This window comes from Gluconacetobacter tumulisoli (assembly GCF_014174155.1).
In the GTDB taxonomy this organism is placed as follows: Bacteria; Pseudomonadota; Alphaproteobacteria; order Acetobacterales; family Acetobacteraceae; genus Gluconacetobacter; species Gluconacetobacter tumulisoli.
The window spans coordinates 35,718-50,114 of sequence record NZ_JABEQM010000014.1 but is presented as its reverse complement, the minus strand read 5'-3'; the positions used below and the strand labels follow the sequence as shown (position 1 = coordinate 50,114).

The following is a 14,397-nucleotide window of genomic DNA, read 5'->3' as shown; positions in this document are numbered from 1 at the left end:
GATGGATCTGTCGCCTGCCGCCATGGCCGACCCGATCGACGCGCTGCGTCACCTGCGCGCCGATTTCCCGATCCTGAACGAGAAGGTGCACGGCAAGCCCCTGGTCTTCCTGGACAGCGCCGCGTCGGCGCAGAAGCCCGTCCAGGTGATCGACGCGATGTCGCGGACCATGCGCACCCAGTATGCCAACGTCCATCGTGGGCTGCACTGGATGAGCGAACGGACGACCGATGCGTGCGAGGGGGTGCGCGACCAGGTGGCGGGCCTGATCGGCGCCCCGTCGCGCGAGGAAATCGTCTTCACCCGCAACAGCACGGAGGCGATCAACCTGGTCGCCCATTCCTTCGGCAGCCTGATACGGCCCGGACAGGCGGTGGTGATCTCCGAAATGGAGCATCACGCCAATCTGGTGCCCTGGCAGATGCTGCGGGACCGCGCGGGCATCGAACTGCGCGTGGCGCCGATCACCGATGCGGGCGAACTGGAACTGGACGCGCTGGAGCGCCTGCTGTCCGACGGCAAGGTCGCGCTGGTGGCGGTCACGCACATGTCCAACGTGCTGGGCACGGTGACGCCGGCGCGGCAGATCGCGGACATGGCCCACGCCGCAGGTGCGCGCGTGCTGTTCGACGGCAGCCAGATGGTGGTGCACCGCCGGGTGGACGTGCGGGAAATCGGGGCCGATTTCTACGTCTTTACCGGGCATAAGCTGTACGGTCCGACCGGCATCGGCGTCCTGTGGGGACGGCGGGAACTGCTGGACGCCATGCCGCCTTTCCTGGGCGGCGGCGAAATGATTTCCACCGTCCGGTTCGAAGGGGCGACCTGGGCCACCGTGCCCCATAAATTCGAGGCCGGGACCCCCGCGATCGTCGAGACGATCGGCCTGGGTGCCGCGATCTCCTATATCGAATCGATCGGTTTCGACGCGATCGCCGCGCATGAGGCCGCGTTGACCGACCACGCCCTGCGGCGCCTGGCCGAGGTTCCGGGCCTGCGGGTGATTGGCGCGCCTGCCGATCGGGGCGGCGTGATCTCGTTCACCATGGACGATGTGCATCCGCACGATATCGCGACCCTGCTGGACCGGAACGGCATCGCCATCCGGGCCGGGCATCATTGTGCGGAACCGCTGATGCGGCGCCTGGGTGTCAATGCCACGGCGCGGGCCAGTTTCGGCCTGTATACGACGCGCGAGGAGGTCGACACCCTGGCCACCACGCTGGAGCAGATCCGCTCCTTGTTCGTGTGAGCGGGCGATGGAACGCGACACCCTGTATCAGAGGCAGGTCATCGACAGGGCGCGTACCCCCGCGCATGCCGGGTCGCTGGACGATGCGACGCATGTCGGCGAAGGCACCAACCCGATGTGTGGCGACCGGGTTCGCGTCGGCCTGTCGATGACCGGGGACAGGGTCACCGCCATTCGGCACGAGACGCGGGGATGCGCGATCTGCATCGCGTCGGCGGACATGATGGCCGGGCTGGCCGGGGGACGGAGCGCCTTGGAGCTCGATACGCTGGGCCGCCTGTTCGGCGAGATGCTGCGGACGGGCGAAGGCGCGGAACAGGTCGGGGAACTGGAAGTGTTCGCCCCCTTGCACCGGCATCGTTCGCGGATCAGATGTGCGACATTGCCGTGGACGGCGCTGACGGAGGCCCTGGTCGGGGCCGTGGATGGGACCCCGGATGGATCGAAGGACAGGCGAGGCGTTGATGCAAGCGCAACCCGAGGAGACGGCCGACATGGGTGAACCCGACACCAGGCAGGGGCCCGAGGGCTTTTCGTTCGATCCCCCCGCCGCTGCGGAGGCCGGATCGGTCTCCGGCGCGGGAGCAGTCGAGAGCTGGACGCCCGGCGACGATTCGGCCGAGGCCGCGCCGGCCGCCGGGACCGCTGCAGGAACAGGCCATGCGGCGGACGAAGACGCGGTGATCGCGGCGATCGCCAGCGTCTATGACCCGGAAATCCCGGTGAATATCTACGAGCTGGGCCTGATCTACGCGATCGACCTGCATCAGGACGGCGGCGTGCATATCGAAATGACGCTGACCGCCCCCAATTGCCCCAGCGCGCAGGAACTGCCTGTGCAGGTGCAGGAGGCGGTGCAGAAGGTTGACGGGGTTACCCGCGCCGAGGTCGAAATCGTGTGGGACCCGCCCTGGGATATGTCGCGCATGAGTGACGACGCCCGCCTGACGCTGAACATGTTTTGAGCCAGGAGACCGCCATCATGACCCATTCGCCCACAGAAGCGACGGCCCCGGGCCGCCCGATGCGCGCCCTTCCGCCGCTGATGTCCCTGTCGGAGCGTGCGGCCGACCGGCTGCGTACGCTGTATGAAACGGCGCATGCCGGCAAGTTGCTGCGCGTCGCGGTCTCGACCAAGGGATGCTCGGGCCATGGCTACGACATGAGCTTCGTCGACGCAGCCGGTCCGGGCGACGAAACCGTGACCGACAAGGGGGTCACCCTGCTGGTGGATCGCAAGGCGACCCTCTTCCTGATCGGCACGACGATGGATTACGAGGTCCGGCAACTGGAATCGGGCTTCACCTTCGTCAACCCGAACGAAAAAGGCCGCTGCGGCTGCGGCGAGAGCTTCCACGTCTAGTCCAGGCGCCCCCTTACGCATTCGAGGGCGCAAGGGGCACTTCACCGGCGGAGGACATAGCGGACCGTCAGGCTGTAGTCCCGGGTTTCGACCGGTTGCCCGTTCCGTATGGCGGGGAAGAAACGGGCGTGCGCGACATAGGACAGTGACGAGGCGTTGAAGACGGGATCAGTGCTTCTGACGATCCGGCATGCCGATGCCATCCCGTCCGCATGAATCGTGCAATCGATGGAAACCTGTCCCGACATGTAAAGCTTCAGCGCGACCTCTGGATAGAGCAGGCGCGGGGACGCCAGGCGATTCAGGCGCGGGCCGTGGGTCGCAGGAAGCCTGGATAGAGGGAGCGCGGATGGCGGGAATGGCCGCCCGGAATCGGTCGCCATCCATGGCTTGGCCGACAGCAGCAGGAATACACCGAAACAGGCCAGGATCGCACCGGGATGGCGCCACCGGGCGGGGCGGTCGGTCGTCGATTCCGGCAGGAGTGCCGGCATCGGCTGGGGTTCGGGAGGATCGTCGTCCAGATGTCCGGGGTGCGGCATGACGATTCCCTTCTGGGGCGAAGCGGGTATGGCCGTATCGACAGGGATGGAAGGCTACCGGATGGCGTCGATCCCGACAATGCATTGCCGAGGCGCAACGATCCCGAACCGGCTATGCGGGTCCGGTCCGGCTTAACGCCGCCGCGGCGCGCGGGGCGCCGTGAAGACGCAGACGGCCTCGATTTCGGTCGACCACAGGAACTGGTCGACGACGGTCACGCGGTCCAGGCGGTATCCTGCCGCACACAAATCCGCCGCATCCCGGCCGAGCGCCTGCGGATTGCAACTGACATAGATAATTCGTTCCGGCCGGCCGGAGACGATCTGTTCCATCTGTGCGCCGGCGCCGGCATAGGGTGGATCCAGAACAAGGACGCGGGCATCGGCGATCTGGCGCGCCATGACCGGCTGCCGGTTCAGGTCGCGCTGTTCCGCCGTCACGCGGGTGCCGGTGGTGGCGCGTTTCAGGGTCGCAACCGCATCGGGATGGCCTTCATACGCCAGGACCCGGGCATGCCGGGCAAGGGCGAAGGACAGGGTGCCGCATCCCGCATAAAGCTCGATCACCACATCCTTGCGGTTCAGGCGGCCGGGCAGTCCGTCCAGGACGGACGCGACGATCGCGGCCTCGCCGTCACGGGAGGGCTGGAGGAACGCGCCCGGCGGCGGAGCGACCGCAATGCCCGACAGGTCATGGCGGATCGTGGCGGTCTGTGTCGCGGTTTCCGGCGTATCCGTCGATCCGGTGCGGCGCCATGCGATGCGCGGAACGGCGTGCTGCCGTGCGAAGGCGGCCAGCTTGGCGCGGTCGGTGGCGTCCAGCGGCGCATCCGTTGCCAGCAGCAGGTCCGGCCCGGAATCCAGCAGGTTGATCAGGGCGTCGCCCTCGCGCCGGAAGGCGGCCAGCGACAGGACCAGCGGGCGCAGGGCGGCGATCAGTGCGAACAGCGCCGGATCCAGCACCGGGCAGTCCGACAGGTCGACCACATCCCCGCGTCGCGCATGCAGGCCGATGCGAATGCCGTCATGGGTGCGGCGCAGCGCGAGGTCGATGCGCCGGCGCGCGCCAGGCGTGCTCTGGACGGATTTGGGCTGGGGGATGGAATCGAAGCCCGCCTGTTCCAGGGCATGGACGACAAGGCCGGTCTTCCAGTCCAGCGCGGCCGGCAGGGATAGATGCTGGATCGCGCAACCGCCGCACGTGCCGAACAGGGAGCAGGGAGGGATGACCCGATCCGGGCTGGGGCGGACGATGTCCACCAGCCGCGCGGAACGCGCGTCCAGCGATTCCGCCACGATCCGCTCGCCCGGCAGGGCGCCGGGAACGAACAGGCGCACGCCCTCGCCGGTGCGCGCGATGCCATCCCCGTCTCTTCCGAGGAATTCGATATCCGATTCGAATTTCATGTCGCGTACGCCTGGCCCGTCAGACTATCCGGCGATGGGGTGGCGTCACCTCATTGCCCGACATCAGGACGGTTCGCCGGCCTCGTCCTCGGCGCTCGGCGCCACGACGAACATGCGCCGGGGCAGCAGCATGAAGGCCGGGATGTCGTCGCCGAACCCCGTGACCGACGCACCATTGTCCTCGGGTCCACGATCGCGGTGCCGTACCGGCCGCTCCTGCTCCTGCGGGCGGCGAGGCTCGGCCTTTCGCGGCAGCGGCGCTTCAACCTGGGCCGCGGCGACCGGAGCCGGTTCCGACGCCTGTGCGGCCGGCGCGGCCACGGGCGGCGTGTCCTTGTGGCGCGGGGCGGGCGGCTTGGCGGGGCCACGATGGTCGTTGCCCTTGCCCTTCTTGCCGCGTCCGCCACGCGGACGTTCTTCCTCGGACCACGGCATCTGGGCGATCCCTTCTACGTCCAGCCGGGGAATGGGATGCCCGGTCAGGGATTCGATGGCCGCGGCCAGCGTCCGGTCGAACGGGGTGGCCAGGCTGTAGGCATGGCCCGAACGTCCGGCGCGACCGGTCCGGCCGATGCGGTGGACATAATCTTCGGCATGGAAGGGCAGGTCGAAATTGAAGACGTGCGACAGGCCGCCGATATCGATCCCACGTGCCGCCACGTCCGAGCAGACCAGGATCTTCAGTTCGCCGGCCTTGAATTTCTCAAGCGTGGAGAAGCGGACCGACTGCGGCAGGTCGCCATGCAGCGCGCCGGCCGAAAATCCATGCTTGACCAGAGACTTATACAGAACGTCGACATCGCGCTTGCGGTTGCAGAACACGATGGCGTTCTGCACGGCATCGTCGCGCAGCATCCTGCGCAGGGCGCGCCGCTTCTCGGCTTCTTCGACGATCACCAGGCCGGCCTCGATGGTCGTGGCGACCGAGGAGGGGCGGCTGACGGTGATTTCCTTGGGGTTTTGCAGGAACATGTCGGCCAGGCGTCGGATTTCCGGCGCCATGGTGGCCGAGAAGAACAGCGTCTGCCGCAGCGGCGACAGCATGCTGACGATCTTCTCGATATCGGGGATGAACCCCATGTCGAGCATGCGGTCGGCTTCGTCGATCACCAGCAGCCTGGTCTGCGTCAGCAGCAGGCCGCCGCGTTCGAACAGGTCGATCAGGCGCCCGGGGGTGGCGATCAGGACGTCGACGCCCCGGTTCAGGACCTCTTTCTGCTCTGCCATGCTTTCGCCGCCGATCAGCAGCGCATGGTTCAGCTTCAGGTACTTGCCGTAATTGACGAAATTCTCGGCGACCTGCAGGGCCAGTTCCCGCGTCGGCTCCAGGATCAGCGACCGCGGCATGCGGGCGCGGGCGCGCGACCCGGACAGGATTTCCAGCATCGGCAGGGTGAAGGACGCCGTCTTGCCCGTACCGGTCTGCGCCACGCCCAGGACGTCGCGGCCCATCAGCACATAGGGAATGGCCTGCGCCTGGATCGGGGTAGGGTGGCGGTACCCCATCTCGTCGATGGCGCGCTGGATCGGTTCGGCCAGGCCCAGATCGGAAAAGAGGGGTTCCGGCACTGCGTCGGAAGGGGCGTCGGCAAACGTATGCAGATCCGCGACGGGCGGGTCCATGATGGCCGGAGCGATGGCGACAGGATGGGATTCGGCGTCTTCGGCGGCCGAAGCGGAGGCATTCGTCTTGGCGCTCAAAATTCTCTCGAACGTGTCAGTGGTGTGGTCCCGTTCGTTCCGCCACGATGCGGTACGTCAGGCATTTCGGCCTGTTTTCCTGCGACGAAGCAGGGCCTTGCGAAAATGAAGGCGAATCCCCCGGTTCCGCGTGTTCGTCCCTATCGATAATTGGAACGAAAATCAAGCGTGGAGCGTTTACGTCGGGTGTTCGTCCCATGTCCGGTCGCCTGGGCCTCTGGTGTCGTGCGATGTGGGGGTATCGTGGTCACTGTCGATCCGTTGAAGATTGAAGATTACGGGCTGATCGGCGATGGCCGCAGCTGCGCATTGGTTGGGCGGAATGGGTCGATCGACTGGCTGTGCTGGCCGCGCTTCGACAGCCCGGCCTGCTTCGCCGCCCTGCTGGGTGACGGGGAAAACGGCCACTGGCTGCTGGCCCCGGACGAGGAGAGGGGCGGCGCGCCGCTGGTGATCTCGCGGTCCTACCGGCAGAACGGGATGGTGCTGGAAACGGTGTTCGAAACCGCCAGCGGCGTGATCGCCATCCTGGATTTCATGGCGATGGGCACCGAAACCCCGACCCTGATCCGCATCGTGGAAGGACGGCGCGGGGCGGTGCCGGTGCTGAACTGGCTGGTCATGCGCTTCGATTACGGCCTGTCGGTGCCCTGGGTCACGCGCCTGCCGGATAATATGGGCATCAACGCCATCGCCGGCCCGTCGCGCTGCATCCTGCGCTGCCCCGTCGCCCTGCATGGCGAGGACCGGCACACCGTGTCGCGCTTCATCGTATCGGAAGGCGATACCGTGCCGTTCGTCATGGTGCATCTGGATTCGCACGACCCGGTGCCCGATCCGATCGACGCATTGCAGGCGCTGCGCCGGACCGAACAGTTCTGGGCGGACTGGATCGCGCGCTGCACCTATCACGGTGACCATGCGCCGGCGGTGCGGCGGTCGCTGCTGACGCTCAAGGCGCTGATCTACCAGCCGACCGGCGGTATCGTCGCGGCGCCCACGACCTCGTTGCCCGAGGAACTGGGCGGCAGCCGGAACTGGGATTATCGCTATTGCTGGCTGCGCGATGCGTCGTTGACGCTGATCGCGATCATGGCCGGCGGGTATTTCGAGGAAGCCGTGCAGTGGCGCAACTGGCTTCAGGCGGCGGTGGCGGGCAGCCCCGACCAGGTGCAGATCATGTACGGCATCGGCGGCGAACGGCTGCTGAATGAATGGGAGGCCGGGTGGCTGTCGGGCTATGCGGGCTCGCGGCCTGTGCGGATCGGCAACGCGGCGGCGGGACAGTTGCAGCTCGATGTCTATGGCGAGGCGATCGCCGCCCTGCATCTGGCGCGCCAGACGCGGCTGTGCGCCATTACCGACGGCTGGCGGCTGGAGGTCGGGTTGCTGCAGCATCTGGCGACCATCTGGAAGGAACCCGACGAAGGCATGTGGGAGGTCCGGGGCGGCCGGCGTCAGTTCACGGTGTCCAAGATTTCCTGCTGGGTGGCATTCGACCGGGCGATCCGCGATGTCGAGAAATACGGGCTGGAGGCCCCGCTCGACGAATGGAAGGCGATCCGTACGGAAATCCACGATACCGTCTGCCGTGACGGCTTCAACCGGGACAAGAACTGCTTCGTCCAGTATTTCGGTGCCACCGGCCTGGATGCCGGCCTGCTGCTGATCCCCGTCGTCGGCTTCCTGCCGCCCGAGGATCCCCGCGTCGTCGGCACCATCGCCGCGATCGAGCGCGAGTTGCTGGACGGAAACGGCTTCGTCCGGCGCTATATCCCCGACCCGGAGGTGGAGGGCGTGCTGGGTGACGAGGGCGCGTTCATCGCATGCTCGTTCTGGCTGGTGAACGCCTATGTGGCCCAGGGCCGGATGGAAGAGGCGCATGCTCTGTTCAAGCGGCTGCTGGCCCTGCGCAGTGACCTGGGCCTGCTGGCCGAGGAATATGATGCGAAGGCGGGGCGGCAGGTCGGCAATTTTCCGCAGGCCTTTTCTCACCTGTCGCTGGTCAATACCGCCGCGATCCTGTCCGCCGGTCGGATTACGCCGACCGGCGCGCCGCCGCTTCCCGTTCTGTAATCTCCGCCCCCGAAGGCCGGCCCGACCTTCAGGGGGCGGCCTGCATCACAGGCCGCGCGCCATCGCGGCCGACAGGATGGTCAGGATGCCGAGGCCGATATTGGTCAGGACCAGCGAACGGATGGTGTCGAAGGTCGCGGGCTGGGGGCGGATGGCGCGGCGGGCCTTCTGGTACGGGCCGAAATAGATCCGGGCGAACAGCCCGGCCATCGCCAGGCCCAGAAGCTGCATCGCATTCACCTGCCACGGCACCACGGCGAATCCGCCTTCGTGCAGGATCATCAGCCATCCGGTGACCAGTACCATCGGCATGGTGTGCCAGACGATGCGAAAGAAGCGTCCCAGCGTCTGCAGATGCACCGACGCCCGCTGCGTCGCGTCCAGCAGCCCCAGGCTGGGGCGCAGGACGAAGACCGCATACACCATGCCGCCGACCCAGGCGGCCATTGCGGTCAGATGAATCGCGAGCACGAGGCTCCAGAGAATGGAGAGGGACATGTCTGCTCCGCTGGGAATGAAGGGTGGCCCGCGTGACGTGCCGTGCGCGCCGATGATATGCTTGATCGCCAATTCCGGACCGGCATGCAAGGGATAGCCATTCGCGTCACGAGCGAAGCTTCGGCGGCGGGCCTCAGGTCCTGGCGGTGCTGGTGGATCGTACGAACAGAACGGCAAGCGGAGTCTGATCTTCCGATGAACCTGGCCAGCACATCCCTTCTTCTTCCAGACCCCGCGCAGATGGCGCAGATCGATGCCGTCGCCAGCCGCATCGTGCCGGTGCGCGACCTGATGGAACATGCCGGGCGTGCCGTTGCACGCGCCATGCTGCGGCATGTCACGCCATGCCGGGTCCTGGTGCTGTGCGGGCCGGGCAGCAACGGGGGGGACGGCTACGTGACCGCGCGCCGCCTGGCCGAGGCCGGCTGGCCCGTCGCCGTCGCCGCCCTGTCGCCTCCGCGCCCAGGCGGCGACGCGGCTCGGGCCGCGTCGCTGTGGCGGGGGCCGGTCGTCCCCTTCGCGGCGGCCGAGGCCGCGCGGGCCGACCTGGTGGTCGATGCCGTGTTCGGCGCGGGGCTGAGCCGCGATATCGATGACGCCGTGGCGCGGGTGCTGGGCGCGGCGCGGCGCATCGTTGCGGTGGACATGCCCAGCGGCATCGACGGGGCGACCGGTGCGGTGCGCGGCTATGCCCCCCGTGCCGAGATGACGGTCACGTTCGTCCGCGCCAAGCCCGGGCATCTGCTGCTGCCAGGCCGGGATATGCTGGGCCGCCTGTTGGTGGCCGATATCGGCATGCCGGACGCGGTATGGGACGCGGTGACGGTCCGAACCTGGCGGAACGAGCCGGGCCTGTGGCACGTGCCGACGGATGCGGCCGACAGCCATAAATATACGCGCGGCGTCGTCAGCATCTGCGGGGGGGCGTCGATGCCCGGGGCCGCCCGGCTGGCGGCGGCCGGCGCCCGGGCGGCCGGGGCCGGGCTGGTGCGGCTGGCGGCGGGGGATGCTGCCGACCTGTACCGGCTGGGTGATCCCGGGCTGGTGGTGGACGGGCAGGGGCTGGAAGAGCTGCTGGCCGACCATCGGCGCGCGGTATGGGTATGTGGGCCGGGCCTGGAGGTTGGCGAGGTCGGGCGTGCGCTGCCGCTGCTGCTGGGGGCGGGGCGGACGGTCCTGGCCGATGCCGGGGCGTTCCTGCTGGCGGCGGACCGGCCGGACCTGCTGCGCGGGGCGGCGGTGATCACCCCGCACGCCGGCGAATTCGCCCGGGTCTTCGGTGCGCCCGGCCCCGACCGGCTGGCCGCCGCGCGCGCGGCGGCGGTGCGGATCGGGGGGGTGGTCGTGCTGAAAGGGCCGGATACCGTGATCGCCGCCCACGACGGACGGGCCGCCATCAACCGCCACGCATCCACCGCCCTGGCCACCGCCGGATCGGGCGACACGCTGACGGGGGTGATCGCCACGATGCTGGCGGCGGGCATGGAGGCCTGGCAGGCGGCCTGCGCCGGCGTCTGGTTGCATGGCGAGGCCGGGATGAAGGCCGGCCCCTGGCCGGTGGCCGAACAGTTCGATCGTCACCTGGGGGCGGCGCGCGAACGGGCGGCGCTGCTGGCGGGGCAGGCCCCGGCGGTGGGGGAATAGCGCCCGGGAAGCGCCGCCGGTCGCGGCATTGTCGGCTTGCCGGATCGGACGGCGTGCGCTAAAGCCGCGCGCTTGAGGCCCGGGCATCGTGCGGGCGTGGTGGAATTGGCAGACACGCCAGATTTAGGTTCTGGTGGCGCAAGTCGTGGGGGTTCAAGTCCCTCCGCCCGCACCAGCCCCGGCAATCGCCTTTTGCGTGTGGACGTCGCCGGTCCGGTGGGTCATGCACGTTTTTTACAAGAGTTCTGACCGAGAGGATGGCCTGGCAGATGCAGGTTACTGAAACGCTTTCCGATGGCCTGAAGCGCGGGTTCACCGTCACCGTGCCCTCCGGCGACCTGGAGAGCAAGCGGACGGCCCGCCTGAAGGAACTGGGCCAATCGATGAGCCTGCCGGGCTTCCGTCCCGGCAAGGTGCCGATGAGCATCGTCAAGCAGCGCTACGGCGCCGCCGTGCAGGGCGAAGTGCTGGAGCAGGCGGTCAGCGACGCCACGCGCGCGCTGCTGGACGAGCGTGGCCTGCGCCCGGCGACCCAGCCGCGCGTCGACCTGGTGTCGGACGCCGAGTCCGCCGCGGGCGATCTGGAATTCAAGGTCGAGATGGAATTGCTGCCCGAGATCGCGCAGCCGGACCTGTCCACCCTGACCCTGACCCGCCTGAAGGCGACCCCGGATGCCGAGACGGTCGACAAGGCGCTGAAGGACATCGCCAGCCGCCAGCGCAGCTTCGAGGCCATCGAGGAAGTCCGTCCCGCCGCCCAGGGTGACGTGGTCGTGGTCGATTTCGTCGGCAAGGTCGACGGCGTGGCCTTCGACGGCGGCACCGCGCAGGACGTGACCGTCGAGATCGGTGGCGCGGGCTTCATCCCCGGCTTCGCCGAGCAGATCGAGGGCATGTCCCCGGGCGAGGAGAAGGTGATCACCGTGACTTTCCCGGCCGATTATTCGGCCGAGAACCTGGCCGGCAAGGAAGCCACCTTCGACATCACGGCGAAGGAGCTGAAGCGTCCGGTCGATGTCGCGATCGACGACGACCTGGCGAAGAAGATCGGCTTCGAGGGGCTGGAGCAGGTCCGCGAGCTGATCACCAAGCAGGTCGAGCAGGAATACGAGCAGCTGTCGCGGCTGCGCATCAAGCGCGAGCTGCTGGACGCGCTGGCCGAAAAGACCGATTTCGAGGCCCCGCAGGGCATGGTCGAGGCCGAGTTCGCCCAGATCTGGCAGCGCGTCGAGTCCGATCGCAAGGCCGGCCAGATGGACGACGAGGACAAGGAGAAGGACGAGGAAACCCTGCGTTCCGACTACCGCAAGATCGCGGAACGCCGGGTGAAGCTGGGCCTTCTGCTGGCCGAGATCGGCCGCGTCAACGCCATCAGCGTGACGCAGGACGAGATGCTGCAGGCCATCCGTGCCGAGGCGATGCGCTATCCGGGCCAGGAACAGGCGGTGTTCGAGTTCTTCCGCAAGAACCCGCAGGCCGCCGAGAGCCTGCGCGGCCCGATCTTCGAGAACAAGGTCGTCGACTACGTGATCGAACTCGCGACCGTCGAGGACAAGGACGTGACGCCCGAGGAACTGGCCGAGATTCCGCCCGCGGATCTCTGATCGCCCGAACCCTGTGGACGGCTCCGGCCCGCGATTCGCGGGGTTCCGGGGCCGGGGATCGGCCGCGCGGCCCCGGAATTATCGCCGTGAAATGATGGCGGTGGGGTGGTATCCGCGCGGTTTATCTCTATCTTGTTCAGGGTAACCGGGGAACGACCCGGCCACTGCCCCCCGTCCGATGCCGTCAAATCGGCGCCCAGGATGTTACGGGGACGGTGCGTCGGGTCTTCGCGTTTCAGGAACGGGAATTGAGACTATGAGGGATCGGGATCCCGTGGAGATCTTCAGCAACGCCCTAGTACCCATGGTGGTCGAGCAGACCTCCCGCGGGGAACGGGCCTTCGATATTTATTCCCGCCTGCTGCAGGAACGGATCATCTTCCTGACCGGGCCGGTCTACGACCAGGTTGCCTCCCTGGTGTCGGCGCAGCTTTTGTATCTCGAGAGCGTGAACCCCACCAAGGAGATCTCGTTCTACATCAACAGCCCGGGCGGCGTGGTGTCGGCCGGGCTCGCGATCTACGATACCATGCAGTATATCCGCAGCCCCGTCAGCACCGTGTGCATCGGGCAGGCGGCGTCGATGGGGTCGTTGCTGCTGGCGGGCGGTGAGAAGGGGCGTCGCTTCGCCCTGCCGAACGCGCGCGTGATGGTGCACCAGCCTTCGGGCGGCGCGCAGGGGCAGGCCAGCGACATCGAGATCCAGGCGCGCGAGATCCTGACGATCCGCCAGCGCCTGAACGAGATCTACGAGACCCATACCGGCCAGTCGCTCGAGGATATCGAGCGCCGACTGGAGCGCGACAGCTACATGTCGGCCGAGGAGGCGCAGGCCTTCGGCATCGTGGACGAGGTGGTGCGCAACCACGCGGCCCCGTCCCCGGCCAAGAGTTGAGGGAAAGCGGGCGCGCTTTTTTGTCTTGGCGGCGTCCGTCTGCTTGGGCAGGGTTGAAGCAGGCCCTGACCTGAGGCAGGATTTTCGATCCCGGTCCGGGCGCGATGCGCCCTGGAACGCCGGGGGTAGGAGCGGTTATGAATAACAAGTCCAGCGATTCCAAGAACACATTATATTGCTCGTTCTGCGGCAAGTCGCAGCATGAGGTCCGGAAGCTGATCGCTGGTCCGACTGTCTTCATCTGTGACGAATGCGTCGAGCTCTGCATGGATATCATCCGTGAGGAGCACAAGACCCACCTGGTGAAGTCGCGCGACGGTGTCCCGACCCCCAAGGAGATCTGCAAGGTCCTGGACGATTACGTGATCGGGCAGTTCTACGCCAAGAAGGTGCTGTCGGTCGCGGTCCACAACCATTACAAGCGCCTGGCCCACAGCCAGAAGAACAACGACGTCGAGATCGCGAAGTCGAACATCCTGCTGGTCGGGCCGACCGGTTCGGGCAAGACGCTGCTGGCGCAGACGCTGGCGCGCATCCTCGACGTGCCCTTCACGATGGCCGACGCGACGACGCTGACCGAGGCCGGCTATGTCGGCGAGGATGTGGAAAACATCATCCTCAAGCTGCTGCAGGCTGCGGACTACAATGTCGAGCGGGCACAGCGCGGCATCGTCTATATCGACGAGATCGACAAGATTTCCCGCAAGTCCGACAACCCCTCGATCACCCGCGACGTCAGCGGCGAGGGCGTGCAGCAGGCGCTGCTGAAGATCATGGAAGGGACGGTGGCGTCCGTGCCCCCGCAGGGTGGGCGCAAGCATCCGCAGCAGGAATTCCTGCAGGTGGACACCACCAACATGCTGTTCATCTGCGGTGGCGCGTTTGCAGGGCTGGACAAGATCATCGGCGCGCGCGGCAAGGGGTCGGGTATCGGATTCGGTGCGGACGTCCAGTCGCCGGACGAACGGCGGACCGGCGCGATCCTGCGGGACGTGGAGCCCGAGGACCTGCTGAAATTCGGGCTGATCCCGGAATTCATCGGACGCCTGCCCGTCGTCGCGACGCTGGAGGATCTGGATGAGGCGGCGCTGATCGAGATCCTGACCAAGCCCAAGAACGCCCTGGTGAAACAGTATGCACGCCTGTTCCAGATGGAAGGCGTGAAGCTGACCTTCACGGAAGACGCGCTGAAGCAGGTGGCGCAGCGCGCGATCGGCCGCCGGACCGGCGCGCGCGGCCTGCGCGCGATCATGGAGAGCATCCTGCTGTCCACCATGTTCGACCTGCCGGGTCTGGAGAACGTGGACGAGGTCGTGATCAACAAGGACGTCGCCGAGAGCAAGACCAGTCCCGTCTATGTCTATGGCAAGGAAACGCCGGCCGAGCAGTCGGCCTGAGCCTTTCCGGATCGGCCC

At 67.3% G+C, this 14,397-nt stretch carries 13 protein-coding genes and 1 tRNA gene; 10 read left to right on the top strand and 4 right to left on the bottom strand.

The annotated features are described in order from the left end of the window. The first annotated feature begins 1 nt into the window (after nt 1). The 4 genes from HLH28_RS14970 to HLH28_RS14955 are packed head-to-tail and all read left to right on the top strand — an operon-like array spanning nt 2 to nt 2,615. Nucleotides 2-1,252: a cysteine desulfurase gene (locus tag HLH28_RS14970; RefSeq protein ID WP_182960639.1), complete on the top strand. Its 1,251-nt coding sequence runs from the start codon at nt 2-4 to the stop codon at nt 1,250-1,252. Between the two features lie 7 nt (nt 1,253-1,259). Further along, nucleotides 1,260-1,754, top strand: a complete 495-nt coding sequence (gene sufU, locus HLH28_RS14965; RefSeq protein WP_182960637.1) for a Fe-S cluster assembly sulfur transfer protein SufU — start codon at nt 1,260-1,262, stop codon at nt 1,752-1,754. Then, nucleotides 1,747-2,217 (top strand): SUF system Fe-S cluster assembly protein, encoded by a 471-nt coding sequence (locus HLH28_RS14960; protein WP_182960635.1) that lies wholly within the window; start codon nt 1,747-1,749, stop codon nt 2,215-2,217. The genes sufU and HLH28_RS14960 overlap by 8 nt, the downstream gene beginning before the upstream one ends. Before the next feature lie 17 nt (nt 2,218-2,234). After that, entirely contained in the window at nt 2,235-2,615 is a 381-nt protein-coding gene (locus HLH28_RS14955) for a HesB/IscA family protein (RefSeq protein WP_182960633.1), read from the top strand. A 41-nt stretch (nt 2,616-2,656) separates the two neighbouring features. Here the strand turns inward: HLH28_RS14955 and HLH28_RS14950 are convergent, their stop codons facing one another. From HLH28_RS14950 to HLH28_RS14940, 3 genes are all read right to left on the bottom strand, one after another. Then, nucleotides 2,657-3,157 (bottom strand): energy transducer TonB, encoded by a 501-nt coding sequence (locus HLH28_RS14950; RefSeq protein WP_182960631.1) that lies wholly within the window; start codon nt 3,155-3,157, stop codon nt 2,657-2,659. Nucleotides 3,158-3,289: 132 nt separating this feature from the next. Continuing rightward, nucleotides 3,290-4,564, bottom strand: a complete 1,275-nt coding sequence (locus HLH28_RS14945) for a class I SAM-dependent RNA methyltransferase (protein WP_182960629.1) — start codon at nt 4,562-4,564, stop codon at nt 3,290-3,292. A 63-nt stretch (nt 4,565-4,627) separates the two neighbouring features. Continuing rightward, on the bottom strand, nt 4,628-6,265 hold the full coding sequence (locus HLH28_RS14940; protein ID WP_408869856.1) for a DEAD/DEAH box helicase: 1,638 nt from the start codon (nt 6,263-6,265) through the stop codon (nt 4,628-4,630). A 243-nt stretch (nt 6,266-6,508) separates the two neighbouring features. On the opposite strand from HLH28_RS14940, the gene HLH28_RS14935 reads away from it, so the two are divergent. Then, on the top strand, nt 6,509-8,341 hold the full coding sequence (locus HLH28_RS14935; protein ID WP_182960627.1) for a glycoside hydrolase family 15 protein: 1,833 nt from the start codon (nt 6,509-6,511) through the stop codon (nt 8,339-8,341). 45 nt (nt 8,342-8,386) lie between these two features. Here the strand turns inward: HLH28_RS14935 and HLH28_RS14930 are convergent, their stop codons facing one another. Continuing rightward, nucleotides 8,387-8,839 (bottom strand): CopD family protein, encoded by a 453-nt coding sequence (locus tag HLH28_RS14930; protein ID WP_182960625.1) that lies wholly within the window; start codon nt 8,837-8,839, stop codon nt 8,387-8,389. A 195-nt stretch (nt 8,840-9,034) separates the two neighbouring features. On the opposite strand from HLH28_RS14930, the gene HLH28_RS14925 reads away from it, so the two are divergent. The 5 genes from HLH28_RS14925 (at nt 9,035) to clpX (ending at nt 14,379) form a co-directional block, all read left to right on the top strand. Beyond that, nucleotides 9,035-10,483, top strand: coding sequence for an NAD(P)H-hydrate dehydratase (locus tag HLH28_RS14925; protein WP_182960622.1), 1,449 nt, complete (start codon nt 9,035-9,037; stop codon nt 10,481-10,483). Nucleotides 10,484-10,573: 90 nt separating this feature from the next. Continuing rightward, nucleotides 10,574-10,658: transfer RNA gene (locus tag HLH28_RS14920), tRNA-Leu, on the top strand. 94 nt (nt 10,659-10,752) lie between these two features. Then, nucleotides 10,753-12,087 (top strand): trigger factor, encoded by a 1,335-nt coding sequence (gene tig / locus HLH28_RS14915; RefSeq protein WP_182960620.1) that lies wholly within the window; start codon nt 10,753-10,755, stop codon nt 12,085-12,087. Nucleotides 12,088-12,343: 256 nt separating this feature from the next. Beyond that, nucleotides 12,344-12,982, top strand: coding sequence for an ATP-dependent Clp protease proteolytic subunit (locus tag HLH28_RS14910; RefSeq protein ID WP_182960618.1), 639 nt, complete (start codon nt 12,344-12,346; stop codon nt 12,980-12,982). A gap of 137 nt (nt 12,983-13,119) precedes the next feature. Next, the gene (clpX, locus tag HLH28_RS14905; protein WP_182960616.1) at nt 13,120-14,379 is read left to right on the top strand and encodes an ATP-dependent Clp protease ATP-binding subunit ClpX; all 1,260 of its coding nucleotides are present in this window, start codon (nt 13,120-13,122) and stop codon (nt 14,377-14,379) included. The last annotated feature ends 18 nt before the right edge of the window (nt 14,380-14,397 follow it).

What these genes read in the sequence shown, in the direction of transcription:
- HLH28_RS14970 (WP_182960639.1), top strand. Translation starts at nt 2, where the DNA reads ATGGATCTGTCGCCTGCCGCCATGGCCGACCCGATCGACGCGCTGCGT.
- sufU (WP_182960637.1), top strand. Translation starts at nt 1,260, where the DNA reads ATGGAACGCGACACCCTGTATCAGAGGCAGGTCATCGACAGGGCGCGT.
- HLH28_RS14960 (WP_182960635.1), top strand. Translation starts at nt 1,747, where the DNA reads ATGGGTGAACCCGACACCAGGCAGGGGCCCGAGGGCTTTTCGTTCGAT.
- HLH28_RS14955 (WP_182960633.1), top strand. Translation starts at nt 2,235, where the DNA reads ATGACCCATTCGCCCACAGAAGCGACGGCCCCGGGCCGCCCGATGCGC.
- HLH28_RS14950 (WP_182960631.1), bottom strand. Translation starts at nt 3,157, where the DNA reads ATGCCGCACCCCGGACATCTGGACGACGATCCTCCCGAACCCCAGCCG.
- HLH28_RS14945 (WP_182960629.1), bottom strand. Translation starts at nt 4,564, where the DNA reads ATGAAATTCGAATCGGATATCGAATTCCTCGGAAGAGACGGGGATGGC.
- HLH28_RS14930 (WP_182960625.1), bottom strand. Translation starts at nt 8,839, where the DNA reads ATGTCCCTCTCCATTCTCTGGAGCCTCGTGCTCGCGATTCATCTGACC.
- HLH28_RS14925 (WP_182960622.1), top strand. Translation starts at nt 9,035, where the DNA reads ATGAACCTGGCCAGCACATCCCTTCTTCTTCCAGACCCCGCGCAGATG.
- tig (WP_182960620.1), top strand. Translation starts at nt 10,753, where the DNA reads ATGCAGGTTACTGAAACGCTTTCCGATGGCCTGAAGCGCGGGTTCACC.
- HLH28_RS14910 (WP_182960618.1), top strand. Translation starts at nt 12,344, where the DNA reads ATGAGGGATCGGGATCCCGTGGAGATCTTCAGCAACGCCCTAGTACCC.
- clpX (WP_182960616.1), top strand. Translation starts at nt 13,120, where the DNA reads ATGAATAACAAGTCCAGCGATTCCAAGAACACATTATATTGCTCGTTC.